This window comes from Accumulibacter sp., from assembly GCF_029255145.1.
Taxonomy (GTDB): domain Bacteria; phylum Pseudomonadota; class Gammaproteobacteria; order Burkholderiales; family Rhodocyclaceae; genus Accumulibacter.
The window spans coordinates 1-21,205 of the sequence record NZ_JAPUVQ010000100.1 but is presented as its reverse complement, the minus strand read 5'-3'; the positions used below and the strand labels follow the sequence as shown (position 1 = coordinate 21,205).

19 protein-coding genes are annotated in these 21,205 nt (G+C 63.8%); 11 read left to right on the top strand and 8 right to left on the bottom strand.

Going from position 1 to position 21,205, the window contains the following annotated elements; genetic code table 11:
- The first annotated feature begins 13 nt into the window (after positions 1–13).
- Both Q1L50_RS10180 and Q1L50_RS10175 read left to right on the top strand, forming a co-directional pair.
- Entirely contained in the window at positions 14–1,087 is a 1,074-nt protein-coding gene (locus tag Q1L50_RS10180; protein WP_300338115.1) for a CDP-6-deoxy-delta-3,4-glucoseen reductase, read from the top strand.
- A gap of 7 nt (positions 1,088–1,094) precedes the next feature.
- The gene (locus Q1L50_RS10175; protein ID WP_300338113.1) at positions 1,095–2,255 is read left to right on the top strand and encodes an HDOD domain-containing protein; all 1,161 of its coding nucleotides are present in this window, start codon (positions 1,095–1,097) and stop codon (positions 2,253–2,255) included.
- Positions 2,256–2,281: 26 nt separating this feature from the next.
- Here Q1L50_RS10175 and Q1L50_RS10170 read toward each other — a convergent pair whose 3' ends face one another.
- From Q1L50_RS10170 to ilvD, 8 genes are all read right to left on the bottom strand, one after another.
- Positions 2,282–2,986 (bottom strand): ABC transporter ATP-binding protein, encoded by a 705-nt coding sequence (locus Q1L50_RS10170; RefSeq protein WP_300338110.1) that lies wholly within the window; start codon positions 2,984–2,986, stop codon positions 2,282–2,284.
- A gap of 16 nt (positions 2,987–3,002) precedes the next feature.
- Positions 3,003–3,782, bottom strand: a complete 780-nt coding sequence (locus Q1L50_RS10165) for an ABC transporter ATP-binding protein (protein WP_300338107.1) — start codon at positions 3,780–3,782, stop codon at positions 3,003–3,005.
- Between the two features lie 2 nt (positions 3,783–3,784).
- Entirely contained in the window at positions 3,785–4,861 is a 1,077-nt protein-coding gene (locus Q1L50_RS10160) for an ABC transporter ATP-binding protein (RefSeq protein ID WP_300338104.1), read from the bottom strand.
- On the bottom strand, positions 4,858–5,781 hold the full coding sequence (locus Q1L50_RS10155; RefSeq protein ID WP_300338102.1) for a branched-chain amino acid ABC transporter permease: 924 nt from the start codon (positions 5,779–5,781) through the stop codon (positions 4,858–4,860). Before Q1L50_RS10155 ends, Q1L50_RS10160 begins: the two co-directional genes overlap by 4 nt.
- 167 nt (positions 5,782–5,948) lie before the next feature.
- Positions 5,949–7,214 carry a branched-chain amino acid ABC transporter substrate-binding protein gene (locus Q1L50_RS10150; protein ID WP_300338100.1) on the bottom strand — a complete coding sequence of 422 codons (1,266 nt, stop codon included), beginning with the start codon at positions 7,212–7,214 and terminating at the stop codon, positions 5,949–5,951.
- A gap of 166 nt (positions 7,215–7,380) precedes the next feature.
- Positions 7,381–7,692 (bottom strand): c-type cytochrome, encoded by a 312-nt coding sequence (locus tag Q1L50_RS10145; RefSeq protein ID WP_300338098.1) that lies wholly within the window; start codon positions 7,690–7,692, stop codon positions 7,381–7,383.
- A gap of 164 nt (positions 7,693–7,856) precedes the next feature.
- Positions 7,857–8,477 carry a homoserine/homoserine lactone efflux protein gene (gene rhtB / locus Q1L50_RS10140; RefSeq protein ID WP_300338097.1) on the bottom strand — a complete coding sequence of 207 codons (621 nt, stop codon included), beginning with the start codon at positions 8,475–8,477 and terminating at the stop codon, positions 7,857–7,859.
- A 12-nt stretch (positions 8,478–8,489) separates the two neighbouring features.
- Positions 8,490–10,346, bottom strand: coding sequence for a dihydroxy-acid dehydratase (ilvD, locus tag Q1L50_RS10135; protein WP_300338094.1), 1,857 nt, complete (start codon positions 10,344–10,346; stop codon positions 8,490–8,492).
- Positions 10,347–10,425: 79 nt separating this feature from the next.
- On the opposite strand from ilvD, the gene lgt reads away from it, so the two are divergent.
- From lgt to Q1L50_RS10090, 9 genes are all read left to right on the top strand, one after another.
- Complete coding sequence (lgt, locus tag Q1L50_RS10130; RefSeq protein WP_300338091.1) at positions 10,426–11,223, top strand: prolipoprotein diacylglyceryl transferase; 798 nt, start codon at positions 10,426–10,428, stop codon at positions 11,221–11,223.
- 46 nt (positions 11,224–11,269) lie between these two features.
- A complete protein-coding gene (locus tag Q1L50_RS10125) occupies positions 11,270–12,655 on the top strand; it encodes a malonyl-CoA decarboxylase (protein ID WP_300338089.1) in 1,386 nt (461 codons plus the stop codon).
- Positions 12,656–12,706: 51 nt separating this feature from the next.
- A complete protein-coding gene (locus tag Q1L50_RS10120) occupies positions 12,707–13,180 on the top strand; it encodes a VOC family protein (protein ID WP_300338087.1) in 474 nt (157 codons plus the stop codon).
- Between the two features lie 670 nt (positions 13,181–13,850).
- A complete protein-coding gene (ppk2, locus tag Q1L50_RS10115; RefSeq protein WP_300338085.1) occupies positions 13,851–14,927 on the top strand; it encodes a polyphosphate kinase 2 in 1,077 nt (358 codons plus the stop codon).
- 302 nt (positions 14,928–15,229) lie between these two features.
- The gene (locus tag Q1L50_RS10110) at positions 15,230–16,150 is read left to right on the top strand and encodes a pyridoxal-phosphate dependent enzyme (protein WP_300338083.1); all 921 of its coding nucleotides are present in this window, start codon (positions 15,230–15,232) and stop codon (positions 16,148–16,150) included.
- Positions 16,151–16,327: 177 nt separating this feature from the next.
- Entirely contained in the window at positions 16,328–19,090 is a 2,763-nt protein-coding gene (gene ppc, locus Q1L50_RS10105) for a phosphoenolpyruvate carboxylase (RefSeq protein WP_300338081.1), read from the top strand.
- A 270-nt stretch (positions 19,091–19,360) separates the two neighbouring features.
- Positions 19,361–19,729, top strand: coding sequence for a hypothetical protein (locus Q1L50_RS10100; protein WP_300338078.1), 369 nt, complete (start codon positions 19,361–19,363; stop codon positions 19,727–19,729).
- Positions 19,726–20,850, top strand: a complete 1,125-nt coding sequence (locus Q1L50_RS10095; protein ID WP_300338077.1) for an efflux RND transporter periplasmic adaptor subunit — start codon at positions 19,726–19,728, stop codon at positions 20,848–20,850. Before Q1L50_RS10100 ends, Q1L50_RS10095 begins: the two co-directional genes overlap by 4 nt.
- A partial coding sequence (locus Q1L50_RS10090) for an efflux RND transporter permease subunit (protein WP_300338076.1) occupies positions 20,847–21,205 on the top strand: 359 nt, incomplete at its 3' end. The genes Q1L50_RS10095 and Q1L50_RS10090, both read left to right, overlap by 4 nt.

Here is a 21,205-nt window from a genome sequence, read left to right as displayed (position 1 = left end):
CAGCGGAGATTCAATGGCGTTTCAGGTCAGCATTCAGCCGAGCCAGCACGTTTTTCAGGCCAGACCCGACGAGACGATTCTCGAAGCAGCGCTGCGGCAAGGACTGACTCTTCCCTATGGCTGCCGGGACGGCGTTTGCGGCTCGTGCCGGGGCAAGGTGTTGAGCGGGGAGGTCGAGCACGGCAAGGCGAACCTTGATGCCCTCAGCGAAGCCGAGCGTGCCGATGGCCTGGCGCTATTCTGTTGCGCCATGGCCCGAAGCGACCTGAGCATCGAGAGCAAGGAAGTTCGCTCGCTGGCGGACATTCCAGTCAAGACCCTCCCCGCACGCGTGCAGAAACTGACCCTGGCTGCCCCGGACGTAATGCTCATCGAGCTGAGGCTGCCCGCCAACGAGCGCCTGCAGTTTCTCGCTGGGCAGTACGTGGAGATCCTGCTCACTCAAGGCAAGCGCCGGGCATTTTCGATTGCCAATGCGCCGCATGAAGATGCCTTACTGCAATTGCATGTCCGACACACGCCCGGCGGGCAGTTCACCGGCCACGTTTTCAAGACCATGAAGGAACGCGACATCCTGCGCCTGCGCGGCCCGCAGGGCAGCTTCTTTCTACGTTCGGAGTCGGTAAAGCCGATGCTGCTGGTCGCTGGTGGCACTGGCTTCGCACCGGTCAAGGCGATGGTCCAACAGGCGATCAGAGAAGAAAGCACGCGGCCGATGTATGTCTATTGGGGTGGACGTACGCGTGCTGACCTCTACCTGCTGCAATTGGCCGAGACCTGGCCCACCGAGCATGGCCAGCTCCGATTCGTTCCCGTGCTCTCGGAGCCGCGTGGCGACCGGGACTGGCGAGGCAGAACCGGCCTCGTTCACCAGGCCGCGATGGCTGACCACCCGGACCTGACGGGCTTTCAGGCCTACGTCTGCGGTTCTCCGGCAATGGTCGCCGCCGCCAGGCGGGACTTCCTGCTACGCTGCCGCTTGCCGGCCGAGGAATTCTTCGCCGACTCTTTCGACTTCGCGGCCGACACCCTAGCGGCAATCGACACGCTCACACCTTCGGACGCAACCGTCAGCCACCATGAATAGAATCGTCATGTCCCGCCAGCCTCTGCTCAATCGCCAAAGCAGGGTCATCGCCAGTCGCCTGACGCTCCATCTGCAACAGGGCGCGAGCATGCACGATGCGGCCAATACGCTCAGTGCGCTGGACGACATCTGGCCGCGCAGTCAAAAGCCGATCTTCATCAGTTGCGGCCGCGCTGCCTGCGACGCAGGCCTGCTCGACTGGTCGGCGCCCGAGAACGCCGCGATCGAGTTGGCAGCGGCGACGCTGCTCGGTCCGAATGGCCCTGACCTGATCGGTGCCTTGCAGACCTGGCAGCCGACCGTGTGCCTCGTTTTTGATCCCAAGGCAGCGCAGGCGTTGGCGGTCGACGTGCCGTTCCGCTTCATCGGCTTTGATGCCAGGCACTTCACCGTCGGGCAACTCAAGCTGCTGGCAACGCGAACCAAGTCCTACGGGATGGGAATCGCCTTCAACATCGAGACCGCCGAGGATTTCCGCGCGTGTGTCGACACGGGAATCACTGCCGCCGCGGGGTGGTTTTTCACGAAGCCGAGCAAAGTCCCGGCGAAAACGCTCAATCCGGCCCAAACCAACATCGTACGGGTGCTCAACCTGGTACGCAAGAATGCCGACGTGCAGGACATAGAGGCCGCCCTGAAGCACGACGTCGCGATGTCGTACAAGCTCCTGCGCTACATCAATTCCGCCGGTTTTGGCCTTTCCTGCGAGATCCAGTCCTTTCGCCATGCGGTAAGCATGCTCGGCTACGACAAGCTCAATCGCTGGCTGTCACTGCTGCTGGCTACTGCCGGCAAGGATCCGATGGCGCCGGCACTGATCTACACGGCACTGCTGCGAGCGCGACTGATGGAGTTGCTGGCAGTCGGCCTGGTCGACAAGTCGGAGTACGACAACCTGTTCATCACCGGCGCGTTCTCCTTGCTCGATACACTGCTGGGGGTCGGCATGGAGCAGGCACTCGACGCGATGCGCTTGCCCGACCCGATTTGCGACGCCCTGCTTGGCAATGGCGGCCGCTATCAGCCCTTCCTCGAACTGGCGCTGTCCAGCGAGGGGGAGGCGGGAGAGGTCATCGCCGAGCAGGCGAGCATGCTCGGGTTGACCGCCGATCAGTTCAACCGGGCGCAGCTGCAGGCTCTGTCCTTCGCCGAGGCGATGGAGCTGTAGCTGTAGCTGTGAGGCGGAAGCTGCGCCTACTCGCCGAGATAGGCGGCGCGCACCTTGGGATCGGCAAGCAGCTTTTTCGACTCGTCGGTCACCGTGATTTCGCCGCTTTCCATGACATAGCCGCGCTGACTGACCTCTAGTGCCAGTTTGGCGTTCTGCTCGACGAGCAGAATGGTCATCCCCTCGCTGGCCACGGTACGAATCACCTCGAAGATCTTCTGGACCATGATCGGCGCGAGACCCATCGACGGCTCATCGAGCAGCATCATCCTTGGCTTGCTCATCAACGCACGGCCGATCGCCAGCATCTGCTGCTCGCCGCCTGAGAGGGTGCCCGCCATTTGCTGCGCGCGCTCCTTGAGGCGAGGGAAATGGCCCAGCACATGCTCCAGATCGTGATTGACCGCGGCGTTGTCATTGCGGGCGTAGGCACCCATGCGCAGGTTCTCGAGGCAACTCATGCGCGGGAAGACGCCGCGGCCTTCCGGAACCAGCGCAATCCCTTCGCCAACCAGTCGATGCGCTGGCAAGGACAGCAGCTCATTGCCGCGATAGCGGATGCTGCCGCCCGCTGGCTCGAGCAAGCGCGCCAGCGCGCGCAGGGTGCTGCTCTTGCCAGCGCCGTTGGCGCCGATCAAAGCGACCATCTCACCCTCGTTGACATGAAAGGTGATCCCGCGAACGGCCTGGATACCCCCGTAGGAAACGCGCAAACCGGTAACTTCGAGCATGACTTGTCCGTTCTCTTCAGGCGACCGAGCCGCCGAGGTAAGCCTCGATGACCCGCGCATCCTTCTGGACCACCGACGGCACGTCCTCGCAGATCTTCTCGCCGTAGTCGAGCACCGCTACCCGTCCGCACAGACCCATCACCAGCTTGACATCGTGCTCGATCAGCAACACCGTCACGCCATCCCGACAGATCCCCTCGACCAGCAAGCGCAATGCTTCGGTCTCGGTGCCATTCATGCCGGCGGCCGGCTCGTCGAGCGCCAGCAGCTTCGGTTCCGTGGCCAGCGCACGGGCAATCTCGAGGCGGCGCTGATCACCGTACGACAGGTGCTTGGCATAGTCATGCGCCCGATCCTGAATGCCGACGTAATGCAGCAACTCGTCGGCTCGGCGCGTAATCGCCGCTTCCTCGGCGAGGGTCGCCCGGTTGCGGGTAATGGCGCCAACGACATTCGCATGGGTACGCAAGTGCCGGCCGACCATCACATTCTCGATTGCGGTCATATTGCCGAACAGGCGAATGTTCTGGAAGGTCCGGGCGATCCCGACCTCAGCCGCCTTGTGCGGGGCGTCGGCGGCCAGTTTGACGCCGTCGAAGATGAAATGCCCGCTCTCGTTCTTGTACAGGCCAGTGAGACAGTTGAAGAAGGTGGTCTTGCCGGCACCGTTCGGCCCGATCAGGCCGTAGATCTCACCCCGGCGAATGGTCAAGGAAACATCGTGCAAGGCTTTGACACCGCCGAAATGCTTGGCAACCTCGTGCGCTTCGAGGAGAATCTGCTGTTGTTCGCTCATCGTCAGTTTGCACTCTCGGCGAGTTCGCGGCGGCGTTGCGACGACGGCCACAAGCCCGCCGGTCGGAAACGCATCACCAGCACCAGCGCCAAGCCGAAGATCAGCATCCGCAGGCTCTCCGGATCGACTATGCTGCGCCCGAAGATCGCGTCTTGCAGCGGCTCGATGCCATAGCGCAAGGCCTCGGGAAGAGCGGTCAGCAGGACGGCACCGAGAATGACCCCGGGAATATGTCCCATGCCACCGAGAACGACCATCGCCAGAATCGTGATCGATTCCATCAGCGAGAAGCTCTCGGGGCTGACGAAACCCTGCATCGCGGAAAAAACGCCTCCGGCGATACCACCGAAGGAAGCTCCCATGGCAAAGGCCAGCAGCTTGATGTTCCGGGTATTGATGCCGCAGGCCTTGGCGGCAACCTCGTCCTCGCGGATCGCCTGCCAGGCACGGCCGATCCGCGAATCCTGCAGCCGCACATTGACAAAAATCACCAGGATCGCCAGCGCCACCAGGAAGAAGTAGTACTTCTGCGGCCCGGTGACGGCCACGCCAAGGATCGTGCTGGTCTCGGCAAACGAAAAACCGCCAATCCTGATCGGGTCGATGAGGGTGATCCCCTGTGCGCCGTTGGTGACATTGATCGGCGCGTTCAGGTTGTTCAGGAAGATGCGGATGATCTCGCCAAACCCCAGCGTGACGATCGCCAGATAGTCGCCACGCAACTTGAGTGTCGGGGCTCCGAGCAGCATCCCGAAGATGCACGCGATGGCCGCGCCGAGTGGCAAGATCACCCAGAAGGGAAGGTGCAGACCGAAGTGCGGCGAGGCCAGCAAGGCATAGACATAGGCTCCAACCGCGTAAAAGGCGACGTAACCCAGGTCGAGCAATCCTGCATAGCCGACGACGATATTCAGGCCAAGCGCCAGGAAGATGTACAGGATCGCGAAGTTCGCAATACGCACCCAGGCCTGGCCACCGAGGGCGGCAACAAACGGGACCGCCACCAGGACCGCGGCAATCAACAGCACGCCGAGCCAATGCCGCTGCCACGGAACAGATTTTCTGACCTGGTCGTTCATGCGCGATCTCCCTCACGCTCGCCAAACAGACCCGAAGGACGGAACATCAGAACGACGATCAGAACAATGAACGCGAAGATGTCCTGGTAGTGGCTGCCAAGGAAATCGCCAGTCAACTGGCCAATATAGCCCGCGCCGAGGGCCTCGATCACGCCAAGCAACAAACCACCGGCCATCGCCCCCGCGAGGTTGCCGATGCCGCCCAGGACAGCCGCCGTGAAAGCTTTCAGACCGAGCATGAAACCCATCTGATAGTGCGCAATTTCATAATACGAGCCGACCATGCAGCCAGCGACCGCACCCAGCGCGGAGCCGATGACGAAGGCCATGGCGATGACACGATTGATATCGACTCCCATCAGCATCGCCACCTGCGGCTGCTGGGCCGTCGCGCGCATGGCCATGCCGATGCGCGTACGGTGTACCAGATAGATCAAGCCGAGCATCACCAGCGCCGCAAGTGAAACGATGGCCACCTGCACGTTGGTGAACGTTGCTCCTCCGAACGCATAAATGTGCTTCTCGATCATCGGCGGGAAAGTGATGTAATTCCTGCCCCAGATGATCATCGCCACATTCTGCAGGACCATCGACATGCCGATCGCGGTGATCAATGGAGTCAGTCTCGGCGCACCCCGCAGCGGGCGATAAGCGACGCGTTCGAGCGACCACCCGAGCGCCATGCAGACCAGCACCGAAACCAGCAGGCCGAAGCCAAGGATCAGGAGCGGTGGCATCCCGGAGCCGGCCAGAGAAACGATGACCGTAAAGGCGACCATCGTACCGATCATCACCACCTCGCCATGGGCAAAGTTGATCAGGCCGATGATCCCGTAGACCATCGTGTAACCTAGGGCGACCAGCGCGTAGACGGCGCCCAGAGTGAGGCCGTTGATCAGCTGCTGGAGAAGAGTGTCCATGGTCTAGCTTTCCGCAACAAGGTGCTTATGGCGAACCAGCGGTTCCGACTGATGGCGCCTGGCAGCGGCTGTGCGGGCGCCACGCCCGGCTCGTGCTGAGCGGCTGCGGATGCAGAAAAAGCAGGAGAGCGGCACCAAACGGTGCCGCTCTTCAGGCAGATGCCCGCTTACTTCTTTTCTTCCGTGGCAGGTGCCGCGGGTGCGGGTGCAGCCGCCGGCATCGGGGCCGCCGCTGCGGTGGCACCGCCTTCGCTCTTCAGCGTGACCAGCTTGCCATCCTTGATCTCGAAGACAGTGATGGCACCGTTCTTGATATCGCCTTTGTCATCAAACTCGATCTTGCCCGTGACCCCGTTGTAGGCGGTCTTGGCGACTTCTGGCAGATACTTGGCCGGGTCAACCGAGTTGGCGCGTTTCATGGCGTCGATCAAAACCATCACTGCGTCATAGCTGTACGGCGAATAGATCTGGATCGGGCCGTACTTGCTGGTGAAGTCGGCAACGAACTTCTGCCCGTTCGGGAGCTTGTCGACGGGCAGTCCTGCTTGCGTGCAGATCACCCCTTCGGACGCCGGTCCGGCGAGCTTGATCAGCTCCGGCGAGCAACCGCCGTCACCGGTGGTGAACTTGGCCTTGATACCCAGCTCCTTCATCTGCTTGAGCATCGGGCCGCCCACCGCGTCCATCCCGCCAAGGAAGATCACATCGGGATTCTTGGCCTTGATCTTGGTCAGGATGGCTTTGAAATCGACCGCTTTGTCATTGGTGAACTCGCGGGCGACTACCGTCGCGCCGTTGGCGACTGCAGCCTTCTCGACCTCGTCCGCCAGTCCCTGACCATACGCCGTACGGTCGTCGATGATGGCGATTTTCTTGGCGCCCATGTCCTTGGCGGCGTAGGTGCCGACCACTGACCCCTGCTGAACGTCGTTAGCCATCACCCGGAATGCGGTCTTGAAACCCTGCTGGGTGTACTTCGGATTGGTTGCCGACGGCGAAATCTGCGGGAAACCGGCCTGATTGTAGATGGCCGACGCGGGAATGGTGGTACCTGAGTTCAGGTGGCCGACGACACCGGCGACATGTGCATCAACCAGCTTCTGAGCCACAACAGTGCCGGTCTTCGGGTCAGCCTGATCGTCCTCGCCAAGCAACTCGAAGGTGACAAGCTTGCCATCGATGACGATTTTTTGCGCGTTGGCGTCGTCGACGGCCAAGCGAGCACCATTCTCGTTGTCCTTGCCAAGGTGGGCAATCGGCCCGGTAAGTGGCGCCACGTGGCCAATCTTGACGACCATCGTCGGCTGCGCAGCGGGCGCAGCGGCGACCGGCGCCGGTGCCGCCGCCTTGGGTTCTTCCTTCTTTCCACAACCAATCACCGCCACAGACGCGGCCAGCGCGAGGAGTACACCGGGAATACGTAGGTCGTTCATGGTTTTATCTCCGATATCTTATTTGGATTGGGCTAGCGAACGGCCGATTGTCGGAGCACATCCGTGCATTGTCAACATGCATAGTTGCTTTCAAGATGCATACGTGAGCCTGCTCGACCGCCCGGAAACTAAAAACCGGCCAAAGGGCCGGTTCCTGCAAGCAACGTCACTTCATGCTGAGGATCCACTTGACCAGCTTGCTGGCCTCATCGGGCGTGACTTTGTTTGGCGGCATCGGCACCGGACCCCAAACGCCCTTGCTGCCCTCCATGACATGCTTGACCAGCATGGCTTCGTCCTTGGCCGTGTACTTCTTGGCGACATCCTTGTACGACGGGCCAACGACCTTCTTGTCGGCGTTGTGGCAGTTCAGGCACCCCTTGGCTTTGGCCAGGGCTTCGGCATCGTCGGCCGCCTGGACAGCGCCGGCAAACATCACGCCGGCAGCAGCCAGCAAGCTTGCGTAGATTGCTTTCATGTTCTTACTCCGTTCAGAAATATGGTTTGGAACGTCGCGATATTATTTCAGTTTGTCCCGCTTGCAAAGCCTGTTGATGCGCGCTGTCCGCAGAGAAAGCGGAACCGGCATAACGCACCGACCGCGTCGCCCGTTGACGACACCCTTGCCAGCCCGTGCCCCGATCAACGACGGCCCGATGACACGAGGAGGGTGCCAGCAGCGATGAAAAAGCTGCCGAACAGGCGATTTTGCATCCGCAAGGCGCGCGGCGCCTGCAAGCAGCGGCGCAAACGCCACACCAGCAGCGCATAGCCGGACATTATCAGGGTGTCCACGGCACACATGGTCGTCCCGATCAGCACCCACTGCGACCACTGCGGAGCAGCGGGATCGACAAACTGCGGCACCAGCGCAGCAATGAAGAGGATCGCTTTGGGATTGCTCAGATTCACCAGCAGCCCCTGCACAAAAAGGCCGCCCGAAGGCCCCGACGGAGCAACTGCCCGATCGATCGCCGTAACCGGCGCGCGCCATTTCTGGATGCCGAGCCAGATCAGATAGCCGGCCCCCGCGATCCTGACCAGGTCGAAGGCCAGCGCCGAAGTGGCGAGCAGTGCGCCGAGCCCGGCGGCGACCACCGTCAACTGGATCAGCAAGGCCGCCTGCAAACCGATTATGGCCCGCAACGCGACCCAGTAACCGTACTGCAAGCCGGCACTCATGCTGGTCACCGCTCCCGGGCCGGGAGTGACCGAGATCAGGACCGCCGCCAGCAGGAAGCCAAGCCAGAGATCGAAAGGCATCGCCATCGCCGATCATCGCCTCCTCAGTTGCGCCAGGTCACGCACCGCGCCGGTCGCCGCCGAGGTAGCCATCAGCGCATACGCCTGCAGCGCCCGCGAAACGACCCGCTGGCGAGCAGCTGCCGGCTGCCAGGCCGACCCACCGCGGGCGTCCATCGCGGCCCGACGCCTGGCCATCTCGGACTCGGCGACCGCCAGATTGATCCGCCGACCCGGAATGTCGATCTCGATCAGGTCGCCCTCCTCGACCAGGCCAATCGCGCCGCCTTCGGCCGCCTCCGGCGAGGCGTGCCCGATCGACAAGCCTGAGGTGCCGCCGGAAAAGCGGCCATCGGTCAGCAAGGCGCAGACTTTCCCCAGCTCCTTGGACTTCAGGTAGGACGTCGGGTAGAGCATTTCCTGCATGCCGGGGCCGCCTTTCGGCCCTTCGTAGCGGATGACCACCACGTCTCCAGCCGCCACCTGATCGCCAAGAATCGCCTGCACGGCGTCATCCTGACTCTCGAACACCCGCGCCTTGCCGGTGAACACCCAGATGCTTTCATCCACGCCAGCGGTCTTCACGATGCAGCCGTCGGTCGCCAGATTGCCATACAGCACGGCCAGGCCACCATCCTGCGAATAGGCATTGGCCAGACTGCGAATGCAGCCGTGCGCCCGATCCAGATCGAGTTCGGCGTAACGCCGGTTCTGCGAAAAAGCCGTCTGCGTCGGGATGCCGCCTGGCGCCGCCCTGAAGAAGTCGACCAGTTCCGGCGCCTCGCTGCGCATCACGTCCCAGCTGTCGATCGCCTCGCCGAGCGTCCTGGCGTGCACCGTCGGCTGGCCGCGATGAATCAGGCCGGCGCGGTCGAGCTCGCCGAGAATGGCGAATATGCCGCCAGCACGGTGCACGTCCTCGATATGATAATCGGGCGTCGCCGGCGCCACCTTGGCCAGACAGGGCACCTTGCGCGAGACGCGGTCGATGTCGTCCATGGTGAAGCTCACCCCGCCCTCCTGCGCCGCGGCCAGGAGATGCAGAACGGTATTGGTCGACCCGCCCATCGACACGTCGAGCGTCATCGCATTCTCGAAGGACTCGAAGCTGCCAATCGCACGCGGCAGCACCGAAGCATCGTCCTGCTCGTAATAACGGCGGCACAGATCGACGATCTGGCGGCCGGCCCTGAGAAAGAGCGCCTTGCGGTCGGCGTGGGTAGCGAGCACGGTACCGTTGCCGGGGAGCGAGAAACCCAGCGCCTCGGTCAGGCAGTTCATCGAGTTGGCGGTAAACATTCCCGAACACGAACCGCAGGTCGGGCAAGCCGAGCGTTCGAAGGCGTCGACTTCCTCGTCGGAGCAATTGCTGTCGCCGCCCTTGACCATCGCATCGACGAGGTCGATGGCGATCACCTTGCCGCCCCAGTCGACCTTGCCGGCCTCCATCGGGCCGCCGGAAACAAAGATCGTCGGGATATTCACCCGCATCGCCGCCATCAGCATTCCCGGGGTGATCTTGTCGCAGTTCGAGATGCAGACCATCGCGTCGGCGCAGTGTCCGTTGACCATGTACTCGACGGAATCGGCGATCAGGTCGCGCGAGGGCAGCGAATACAGCATGCCGTCGTGCCCCATGGCGATGCCGTCGTCGATGGCGATGGTATTGAACTCCTTGGCGACGCCACCAGCAGCCTCGATTTCGCGCGCCACCAGTTGGCCCAGGTCCTTGAGGTGCACATGTCCCGGAACGAACTGCGTAAACGAATTGACGACGGCGATGATCGGCTTGCCGAAATCGCCGTCCTTCATGCCGGTGGCGCGCCACAGGGCGCGCGCTCCAGCCATGTTGCGACCGTGGGTCGAGGTGCGGGAACGATAGTGGGGCATGGCCAATCTCCAGTTCAGAACACGCCCGGGGGGCGCGATATAATCCGGATTCTATCCGAAAGCGTCAGGTGTTCGTGCCGTGTTGACCCATCCGCAGTTCGACCCCGTTGCCCTTTCGCTCGGCCCACTGAAGGTACACTGGTACGGCCTGATGTACCTGGCGGCCTTTCTCCAGTTCTGGTGGCTTGGTCGGCACCGCATCCTGACGCAGCCGCAGTTGTCGAACTCGGGCTGGACCGTGCGCCAGCTCGACGACCTGCTGTTCTATGGCGTCCTGGGCGTGATCGCCGGCGGCCGTCTGGGCGAAGTGCTGTTCTACCAACCAGGCTACTACCTGGCGCATCCGTTGCAGATTCTCGCCGTCTGGCAGGGCGGCATGTCATTTCACGGCGGCTTCCTCGGCGTCCTCGTGGCAATGTGGCTGTACGCGCGCAAGACCGGCAAGACCTGGCTCGAAATCACCGACTTCATCGCTCCCCTGGTGCCGCTCGGCCTGGCCACCGGACGCCTGGGCAACTTCATCAACGGCGAGCTGTGGGGTCGGACCGCTGACCCCGCGCTGCCGTGGGCGATGGTTTTCCCCTGGGTGGACGATTTGCCCCGCCACCCCTCGCAGATCTACCAGGCCGGGCTCGAAGGCGTCGCCCTGTTCGGTCTCCTGTGGCTGTATTCCAGCCGTTCGCGGCCGCGTGGTGCCGTTTCTGGTGCCTTCCTCATCGGCTACGGCAGCCTGCGCTGGGTCGCCGAGTATTTCCGCACACCCGATGATGGTATCCTTGGCCTCTCTTACACCGTCAGCATGGGGCAGTGGCTGTCGCTGCCGATGGTCATCGCTGGCATCGCTTTTGTCGTTCTCGCCCATCGCCAACGCTTCTGAATCCCGAATCGGGAGCGCCGCTTGTCGCGGGACGGAGGAGATAGAAATGTCGGAAGGATTTGTTGTCCGCGGGCTGCGCCGGGTGCGCAAACTGCTCGCCGAAGGTACTGGTCCACGCGAACTCGAAGGCAAGCACCTGGGGCGCGTTCGTGATCTGCTCAACGAATGCGCCAGCGGCGTCGGCGGCGAAGTCTCGGTCAGGCAGCGCGCGGCCCTGCTGGCCGAAACCTATCACCAGCTCAACGACGACGGTCGCGCCACTTTCCTGACCCTCATTGCCCAGCAGTTCGGGCCAGACCCGGAACTGGTCAACCAGGCGCACGCCGACTACCAGGCGGCAATCGGCGGCGATGGGCAATGGCAGGCCGAGTCGGCGCTACGCAACGCCATGCGCTCGTCGCGACTGCGCATCCTGACGCAATTCAATGCCTTGCCGCAGGGTGTCAAATTCCTGGTCGATCTGCGTGCCGACCTGCTGCGCTTCCTGGACAAGGATCCGGCGCTGCGATCACTGGACCGGGAACTCGAGTCCCGTCTGAGCGCCTGGTTCGACGTCGGATTCCTCGAACTGCAGCGCATCACCTGGAACTCGCCGGCGGCGCTGCTGGAAAAGCTGATCCAGTACGAGGCCGTGCATGAAATCCGCTCGTGGAGCGACCTGAAGAACCGGCTTGACTCCGATCGTCGTTGCTACGCCTTCTTCCATCCACGGATGCCGATGGAGCCGCTGATTTTCGTCGAGGTCGCGCTGACCGATCACTTGGCCGACAATGTCCAGACGCTGCTCGACGAGCATGCGCCGGTGTTCGATGCGCAACGCGCCAGCACGGCGATTTTCTATTCGATTTCCAACACGCAAGCCGGCCTGCGCGGCGTGTCATTCGGCAATTTCCTGCTCAAGCGGGTGGTCGACGACCTCAAGCGGGATTACCCGCGTCTGGTCAGCTTCGCGACGCTGTCGCCGCTGCCGACCTTCCGGCGCTGGGCCGAGAAGAACCCCGAAGCCTGGCGAAACGCTTTCAGCGATTCGGACCTGGAGCGGATCAAACGCCGCCTGCTGCCGGAGATGACGCCGATTGCGAGCACCGGCGACCTCGCCAGACTACTCACTGTTGCCCACTGGATCAAGGACGAACGCCTGGCGCGCGCCCTGCAGCACGGATTGACCCGTCTGGCGGCACGCTATCTGCTGACCGCCAGCAAGGGTAGTCAGCCTTACGACCCCGTCGCCCGCTTCCATCTGGGCAACGGCGCGCGCATCGAACGTCTCAATTATCTGGCCGACACCTCGACCCGCGGCGACCGGCAATCCTACGGACTGATGGTGAATTATGTATACGACCCTGATACCATCGAAGAAAACGTCGAAGCTTTTTCCCGCGGTGGCGAGATTGCGGCCGCTACCGCGCTACGTCGTTCTGCTCGCGACTGAGCTTGCGCAGCCAGAACATTTCCCCTCCCTGCCACAGAGAAAGAACCCTTCATGAGCCAACGCCCCTTCAAAGTCCTCGGTATCCAGCAAATCGCCATCGGCGGCCCCGACAAGATGAAAATGCGCAAGCTGTGGATCGACATGCTTGGCCTCGAAATCACCGGCAACTTCGTCAGCGAACGCGAAAACGTCGACGAAGACATCGCCGCGATCGGCTCCGGCCCGTTCAAGGTCGAAGTCGACCTGATGCAACCGGTCGACCCGGAGAAAAAGCCCGCGGTGCATGCCACGCCGCTCAATCACATCGGTCTGTGGATCGACGACCTGCCAAGCGCCGTTGAATGGCTGACAGCCAACGGCGTCCGCTTCGCGCCGGGAGGCATCCGCAAGGGCGCCGCGGGCTTTGACATCACCTTCCTGCATCCGAAAGCCAATGCCGAGTTCCCGATCGCCGGCGAAGGCGTGTTGATCGAACTGGTGCAGGCACCACCGGCAGTCGTCGAAGCCTTCGCCAAAGTCGGCTGAACGAAGGACGACCCTCAGCGAGCGGCGTTTCAGACCAGCCGACAACGGCAGACCGAAGCTTCTACGAGCGCCAAGCCCCGGGGCCGGCGCTCTTTTTTTCCCCAGCCATCATGCGACCGCGACCCGCCATCGCCAGAATCCGAACGACGCTGGGCAATACGGCACCGCCGCCCGCCCTCACCAGTGGCGAACCGCGCCGGCATGCCCCTCCGTACCACACCAGCCCCCAACTGCCCGGATCGCCTACACCGGCCCGGCCTGCCGAGTGACGGCTGCTTCATCGACAATTGCGGGGGCGCTCGCGATTTCCTGCACGTTTTGTGCGCACGGCTGTTCATTTTTGCGGAACAATGAACGATAATTGCCGGCCCAGGCTATTCTGGCGCAGAGAGGACGAGAAACATGCCAACCAGTGCCACCGCCTCCGGCTACCTGCCGGATCGACCGTCAGTGCGTCTCAATAAGTCCCCGCGTCTCGCTCGCTCGTTTACCAAGCCGTAAGCTGCGCGGTCAAGCCGCGTGGAGAGCGGTGGCAGCCGCCGTTGCCGTCTTCCGCGGCAATTGTTCTCGTGTCGCTGGCAAGCAAGCCAACATATCGCATCGACGGCAGTCCATTGCCAGCACGCGTTTTTACCAAAGCCAATTTTTTGGCCACACCAAGGAGGCATCAATGAGCGAAGCAAAACCCGCGCAAGAGGAAGTCGCGCCAGAGAACGCGCAAGACAAGGCTGCAAACGTGACCGACGGGACAACCGCGCCTTCGGAGGCTACGCCACCAGCCAAGGGCACGAACAAGCCGGCTGCCAAAGCGGCAAGCAAGAGCGACGAAGCAAAATCGGCCGACAAGAAGGAACCCGAAAAGACCAAGGAGCCAAAGGCGGCGAAAGAAAAAGGTGGCGAGCCGAAGGCAGAGCCGGCCTCGCCCAAGACCCAGAACAAGGAGACCGAAAGCGTTCTCAGCACGCGCAAGCGGCCACTCAAGACGAAGGATTATGAGAGGACGCTGGCCAAGCTGCAGGTCGAACTCGTCAAGCTGCAGGAATGGATCAAGTTCAAGAAGCTGAAAGTGGTTGTCCTGTTCGAGGGACGCGATGCCGCCGGCAAGGGCGGAACGATCAAGCGGATTACCGAGAGCCTCAGCCCGCGGGTCACCCGGGTCGCCGCGCTGCCGGCGCCGACCGACCGGGAAACGACCCAGTGGTATTTCCAGCGCTACGTACAGCACCTGCCCGCTGGCGGCGAAATGGTCCTCTTCGATCGCAGCTGGTATAACCGCGCCGGCGTCGAACGGGTGATGGGTTTTTGCACCGACGAGGAATACCGCGAGTTTCTGCGCAGTTGCCCGGAGTTCGAGCGCATGCTCGTACGCAGCGGCATCATCCTGATCAAGTACTGGTTCTCGGTCAGCAACGAGGAGCAGGAGCGTCGTTTCCAGAAACGGATATTCCATCCGGAGAAGCACTGGAAGCTCAGCCCGATGGACCTGCAGTCGCGCGCGCGCTGGGTCGAGTATTCGAGGGCGAAGGACAACATGTTCGCCCACACCGACATCAAGCAAGCGCCGTGGTATGTGGTCGACGGCGACGACAAGAAACGTGCCCGCCTGAACGTGATCACGCATCTGCTGAGCATGATCGACTACGAAGACCTCACACCCGAGCCGATCGTCCTGCCGCCGCGGCAGGCAGAAATCGGCTACGTGCGGCCGCCGATGTCGGACCAGACCTTCATCCCCGAAGTGTATTGAGGTTCGAGCGGACAGGATTTGATCAGGACTGTGCTGCGCTTGTCCACTGGCGAGGCACAGTCAAACCAGAAAACCCCGCTGGCCGGGGTTTTTTTTCGTCAGCGTGCTGCGTACGCATGGCCGACCGGGAATGACACCCGTGCGATACCATCTGCCACCCTTTCGTGCCGATCGCTGCACGCACCGCCTATCATCGACAAACGATCCCCACAGGCGAACGGCGAAGCAGCGAGCGAATCGCCGACGCGCCGCCTGAAAGCCAGCACGCGAGACCTCTATCTCCCCGGGAAATCACGCCAAAAATGCCACTGCACATCGCAACCCCACTGCTCAAGTCCCCGGCGCTGAGCGCTGCCGGGCGTTGTTCGGCCTGGCTGAAACTGGAAGCGCTGCAGCCGCCGGGATCCTTCAAAATCAGGGGCATCGGTGCCGCCTGCGAGGAGTACGGCCGGCGCGGCGCACGCCGTCTGGTTTCGTCTTCGGGCGGCAACGCCGGGCTGGCGGTGGCCTATGCGGGCCGCCGCCTGGGGCTGCCGGTCACCGTCGTCGTACCCCAAACAACGTCCAGGAAGGCGCAAGACCTGTTGCGGCTGGAACGGGCCGAAATCGTCGTCCATGGCGACTCCTGGCACGAGGCCAACCTCCTGGCTTTGTCGATACTTGAGGAGTCCGACGCCTTCCTTCACCCGTTCGACGATCCCTTGCTGTGGCACGGTCACGCCACCATGATCGACGAGGTGGCCGGCTCGGGTCTCCGGCCGGACGCCATCGTCTTGTCGGTCGGCGGCGGCGGACTGCTCTGCGGCGTGCTCGAAGGCCTGCACCGCAACGGTCTCGGAGACGTCCCGGTGATTGCCGTCGAGACCGCAGGCGCGGCATCTTTCAACCGCTCGGTGCATGCAGGGCAGCTGGTCGAACTCGAAAAGATCACCAGCATCGCCACCTCACTCGGCGCCAAGCGCGTCTGTGACCGAGCATTTCAGTGGTCCAGGGAACATCCGATTGACAGCCTGGTCGTTTCCGACCGTGCTGCCCTCGACGCCTGCGAGCGCTTTCTCGGCGATCACCGACTGCTGGTCGAGCCGGCCTGTGGTGCCAGCCTGGCCCTGGCGTATGCAGCATCGCCGGTCCTCGAAAGCTTTGCCAAGGTGTTGTTCATTGTTTGTGGCGGCGCAACGACGACCATCGATCAGATCCGCGACTGGCTGGCGCAGCAGGGATGACCGCCGCGATCGGACGAGCTGATCGGCGTGCGCATGGGCAATAGCCACCGTGCCTGCCCGGGAGACGCCTGGTGCACGCGAGAAGTCAGGAACGCCGCTTATAATCGTCCCGTTAGCACGTGATGGCATCGCCGTCGGCGCCTGCCTGACCACCAACCCATCCGAAAAGATCGACACATGCGTTCGACTACCAGCAACCCCGACAAGGACTTCCCGCTGCGCGAGGACATCCGGCTGCTTGGCCGGATTCTCGGCGACACCGTACACCAGCAGGAAGGCAGCGAGGTCTTCAAAGTCGTCGAGCGAATCCGCCAGAATTCGGTGCGTTCCGATCGCGACCTGGATCAAGGCGCGCGAGCCGAGCTGGAGTCAATTCTCAGCAAGCTGCCACGCGACAGCATGCTCGCCGTCATTCGCTCGTTCACCTATTTCCTGCACCTGGCGAATATCGCCGAGGACGAGCACCACGTCCGCCGGCGTCGCGCGCACGAGATGATCGCGTCGCCGCCGCGCGATGGCAGTCTGGCGCTTGCCCTGACGCGGCTGCAGGACGCCGGCGTCAGCAGCGAAGCCTTGCGCAACTGCCTCGAACACGCGCTGATCTCGCCGGTCCTGACGGCGCATCCGACCGAGGTCAGTCGAAAGAGCATTCTGCACTGCCAGCACCAGGTCAGGGGCCTGCTCGACGACCGCGACCGGCTGCGCCTGACGCCGGGCGAACTGGCCGAGAACGAGGTCGCGCTGCGTCGCGCGGTGCTCACCCTGTGGCGAACGCGGATGGTACGGTCGACCCGCCTGGCGGTCATCGACGAGGTCAAGAACGGCATCAGCTACTTCGATGAGACGTTCTTCGTCGAACTGCCACGACTCTACTGCCAGCTCGAAGACCAGCTCGGCGAGGCATTCCCCGATCGTCAGTGGTCGCTGCCCAGCTTCTTCAAGGTCGGTTCGTGGATCGGCGGTGACCGTGACGGCAATCCCTTCGTCACCGCCGAGATCCTGCGTGAAACGCTGCGCCGGCAATCGATCGCCGCTTTCGACTTCTACCTGGGCGAGATCCACGCGCTCGGGCGCGAGCTGCCGCTGTCGCACACCCTGGTGCCGGTATCCGAAGAGCTCGCGGCACTTGCCGAAGCGTCGCCGGACAACGCCCCGCAGCGCCTCGACGAACCCTACCGGCGGGCGCTGACCGGGATCTATGCACGACTTGCCGCGACCTCCAGCAGCCTCGACCAGCACGAATCGCCCGAGCACGCGGTCGGCCCCGCCGAAGCCTACGCCGCTCCCGGCGAGATCGTCGCCGACCTGCAGGTGCTGGTCGATTCGCTGGCCGCCAACGGCGCCGAACTGGTCGCCGGCGGCCGCCTGCGCCGCCTGCTGCGCGCCGTCGACGTCTTCGGTTTCCACCTGGCACCGATCGACCTGCGCCAGAACTCGGAGGTGCACGCGCGTACCGTCGGCGAACTGCTGGCCCGCGCCGGACGCTGCGGCGACTACGCGGACCTCGACGAGGTGGCGCGGATCGCGCTGCTGGCCGAGGAAGTCGGCAGTGTGCGACCGCTGTACTCGCCGTACATCGACTATTCGGCCGAAACGGTCGGCGAACTGGCGATCTTCTTCGCCGCTCGCGAACTGCGCCAGCGCTATGGCGCCGCCGCCTTGCCGAACTGCATCATTTCGAAGACCGACGGCGTTTCCGATCTGCTCGAAGTCGCGCTGCTGCTCAAGGAAGCCGGCCTGCTGGTTCCCGGCGCAACGCCGCAACTGGCGCTGAACATCATCCCGCTGTTTGAAACCATCGACGACCTGCAGCGCGCGCCGGTGGTCATGCAGGGGCTGTTCGCGCTGCCGGCCTACCGGGCACTGGTGGCGTCGCGCCAGGACCAGCACGAGGTCATGCTCGGCTATTCCGACAGCAACAAGGACGGCGGCTTCCTGACCTCCGGCTGGGAACTGTACAAGGCCGAAATCGGCCTGACCCGGATCTTTGCCGAGCACGGCATTCGCCTGCGCCTGTTCCACGGCCGTGGCGGCAGCGTCGGCCGCGGCGGCGGTCCGAGCTACGACGCCATCCTGGCGCAGCCGGCCGGAGCCGTCGCCGGGCAGATCCGGATCACCGAACAGGGCGAAGTGATCGCCTCGAAGTACGCCAACCCGGAAGTCGGCCGCCGCAACCTCGAGATCCTCGCTGCCGCGACGCTCGAAGAGACCCTCCTTGCCGCCGACCGCGACAGCCTCCCGACGAGCGAATTCCATCAGGCCATGGAAGAACTGTCGACGCTGGCCTATCGCGCCTATCGCCAACTGGTCTACGAAACCCCGGGATTCACCCGCTACTTCCGCGAGTCGACGCCAATCCTCGAAATCGCCACCCTCAACATCGGCAGCCGTCCGGCGTCGCGCACCGCTTCCGAGCGGATCGAGGACCTGCGGGCGATTCCCTGGGTGTTCTCCTGGGCGCAGTGCCGGCTGATGCTGCCCGGCTGGTACGGCTTCGGCAGCGCCGTCAAGCGCTGGCGCGACGGGCAGCCGGACGGACTGGCGCTGCTCCAGGAGATGCACCGGCGCTGGCCGTTCTTCCGGACGCTGCTGTCCAACATGGACATGGTCCTCGCCAAGTCGGACCTGGCGATCGCCTCGCGTTATGCCGAACTGGTCAGCGATGCGGAACTGCGGAAGACGACCTTCGCGCGGATTCGCGAGGAATGGCATCTGACCCGCGCGGCGCTGCTGGCGATCAACGGCCAGAACGAACTGCTGGCAGACAATCCGCTGCTGCAACGTTCGATGCGCAACCGTTTTCCGTACATCGACCTGCTCAACCATCTGCAGGTCGAGCTGCTGCACCGGCTGCGCGCCGGCGACGACGACATCCGCCTGCAGCGCGGCAGCCTGATCACCATCAACGGCATCGCCGCGGGACTGCGCAACAGCGGCTGAGACAATCAACCGGAGCGGCGCTGCTGATCGGCGGGACGAGACCAAGGCGTTTGCCGGGTCGCCCCGGAACGGCATTGACGCTCACCGCCCGCCCGCGCCAACTCGCCCGACTGCCGTTCGCCTGGCGCACGCCTGGAGCACGCCTGGAGCACACCTGGCACCTGCTTTACCCAACGCGCGCCGCCGCGTCTTTACCTGTCTTTGCAAACGCCGACGGCGCTTAACCGGCCAGAGCCGATAATGTCGGCCTGCTATCGAAGAAGGCCCTTCATGCCTGCGCCCCCCATCCGCCCGACACTCTACCCGACGCTGGCCACGGCGGCGGCGCGAACCGACGAAGCCCGCGCCAGTCTGACCGGCAACGAGGCGAAGCCCCTGCCGACCATCGATGGCAGCCGTAGCGTGATCCGCAGCGCGACCCGCGGCGACCTGCAGCTAGCGCAGCTGGCCGCGCGCAAAACCCGCACGGTTGCCGTCGACGCTGCCGGGGAGATCGACCTCTTCGGGCGCGTGCGGCGCAGCGCCAACAACGCCGAATGCCGGTGCATTGCCTTGCAGCGCGACCGCGTGCCGGACCGGATCTTCCCTTACAAAGCCCTGGGCGGCGGCTGGCAAGCCGGCGCCGGAGACGCCTCGTGAAACGCTCACACCGCCTTGTCGCCTTGCTGGTCGCCGCCGTTCTGGTGCTTGGTGGCGCCTTCCATCTCACCCGCCAAGGCAGCACCAACGCCCAGGCCAGCGCCGCCACCCCGTCCAAGCGTAGCGCGCTGGCGGTCAGCACCGTTGTGCCGCAACAGCTTGCGTGGTCGCAGCAGCTGAACGTCAGCGGTGGCGTCTTCCCCTGGCAGGAGGCGGTGATCGCCGCCGAAACCAGCGGCCTGCGCGTCGTCCAGGTGGCGGTGGACGTTGGCAGCGTCGTTCGCCGCGGCCAGTTGCTCGCCGAACTGTCGCGCGACAGCGTCGAGGCCAGCCTGGCCCAGCAACAGGCTAACGTGGCCAAGGCCAGGGCGGCGCTCGCCGAAGCCACGGCCAACGGCGACCGGGCGCGCCGGGTCAAGGGCACCGGTGTCTTCTCCGAGCAGTTGATCAACCAGTACCTGACCGCCGAGCAGAGCGCCAGTGCGTCTGTCGCGGCGGCGAGCGCGGCGCTCAAGAGCGAGCGCGTCCGGCTCGACCAAACGCGCATCGTCGCCCCCGACGACGGCGTCATCAGCAGCCGCAGCGCCACGCTGGGCAGTGTCGTGCAAGCCGGCAACGAGCTGTTTCGCCTGCTCCGCGGCAACCGTCTGGAGTGGCGTGCCGAAGTCTCCGCCGAGCAACTGCCGCGCGTATCGCCGGGCCAGACCGCCCGCCTGCGGCTGGCCGACGGTTCGCCGGTCAGCGGCCGGGTACGCATGCTGGCGCCGACGCTGGACCCCGCCACCCGCAAGGCGCTGATCTATATCGACCTGCCCGCCGACAGCGCTGCCCGCGCCGGCATGTTCGCCAGCGGCGAGATCGTCACCGGCAGCACCACCGCGACCGTACTGCCCTCGTCGGCGGTCATTCTGCGCGACGGTCACAGCTACGTTTTCCAGCTCGGTGCGCAGGACGCGGTCACGCAAGTCAAGGTCGAGATCGGCCGGCGGCAGGGAAGCCAGGTCGAAATCCTCACACTGCTTCCTGCCGACGCACGCATAGTCGCCAGTGGCGGCGCATTCCTCAACGACGGCGACGTGGTTCGCGTCGAGGCCGCTCCAGCCGCCGAGGCGGCGAAATGAACTTCTCCGCCTGGTCGATCCGCAACCCGGTTCCCGCGCTGCTGCTGTTCGTCCTGCTGACTTTTCTCGGGATCAGCAGCTTCCGTTCGCTCGGCATCCAGAACTTCCCCGACATCGAACTGCCGACGATCACCATCGCCGCGACCTACGAGGGCGTCGCACCGGCGCAGATGGAAACCGAGGTGGCGCGCAAGATCGAGGATCAGGTCGCGTCGCTCGGTGGCATCGAACACATCACCACCACCCTCACCGACGGTTCGGCGTCGATCAAGGTCGCTTTCAACATCGACAAGAACGCCGAGGTCGCACTCAACGAAGTGCGCAATGCGATCGACACGGTGCGCGCCGACCTGCC

Coding starts and splice junctions, on each gene's coding strand:
- Q1L50_RS10180 (WP_300338115.1), top strand. CDS start 14: ATGGCGTTTCAGGTCAGCATTCAGCCGAGCCAGCACGTTTTTCAGGCC.
- Q1L50_RS10175 (WP_300338113.1), top strand. CDS start 1,095: ATGTCCCGCCAGCCTCTGCTCAATCGCCAAAGCAGGGTCATCGCCAGT.
- Q1L50_RS10170 (WP_300338110.1), bottom strand. CDS start 2,986: ATGCTCGAAGTTACCGGTTTGCGCGTTTCCTACGGGGGTATCCAGGCC.
- Q1L50_RS10165 (WP_300338107.1), bottom strand. CDS start 3,782: ATGAGCGAACAACAGCAGATTCTCCTCGAAGCGCACGAGGTTGCCAAG.
- Q1L50_RS10160 (WP_300338104.1), bottom strand. CDS start 4,861: ATGAACGACCAGGTCAGAAAATCTGTTCCGTGGCAGCGGCATTGGCTC.
- Q1L50_RS10155 (WP_300338102.1), bottom strand. CDS start 5,781: ATGGACACTCTTCTCCAGCAGCTGATCAACGGCCTCACTCTGGGCGCC.
- Q1L50_RS10150 (WP_300338100.1), bottom strand. CDS start 7,214: ATGAACGACCTACGTATTCCCGGTGTACTCCTCGCGCTGGCCGCGTCT.
- Q1L50_RS10145 (WP_300338098.1), bottom strand. CDS start 7,692: ATGAAAGCAATCTACGCAAGCTTGCTGGCTGCTGCCGGCGTGATGTTT.
- rhtB (WP_300338097.1), bottom strand. CDS start 8,477: ATGCCTTTCGATCTCTGGCTTGGCTTCCTGCTGGCGGCGGTCCTGATC.
- ilvD (WP_300338094.1), bottom strand. CDS start 10,346: ATGCCCCACTATCGTTCCCGCACCTCGACCCACGGTCGCAACATGGCT.
- Q1L50_RS10125 (WP_300338089.1), top strand. CDS start 11,270: ATGTCGGAAGGATTTGTTGTCCGCGGGCTGCGCCGGGTGCGCAAACTG.
- Q1L50_RS10120 (WP_300338087.1), top strand. CDS start 12,707: ATGAGCCAACGCCCCTTCAAAGTCCTCGGTATCCAGCAAATCGCCATC.
- ppk2 (WP_300338085.1), top strand. CDS start 13,851: ATGAGCGAAGCAAAACCCGCGCAAGAGGAAGTCGCGCCAGAGAACGCG.
- Q1L50_RS10110 (WP_300338083.1), top strand. CDS start 15,230: ATGCCACTGCACATCGCAACCCCACTGCTCAAGTCCCCGGCGCTGAGC.
- ppc (WP_300338081.1), top strand. CDS start 16,328: ATGCGTTCGACTACCAGCAACCCCGACAAGGACTTCCCGCTGCGCGAG.
- Q1L50_RS10100 (WP_300338078.1), top strand. CDS start 19,361: ATGCCTGCGCCCCCCATCCGCCCGACACTCTACCCGACGCTGGCCACG.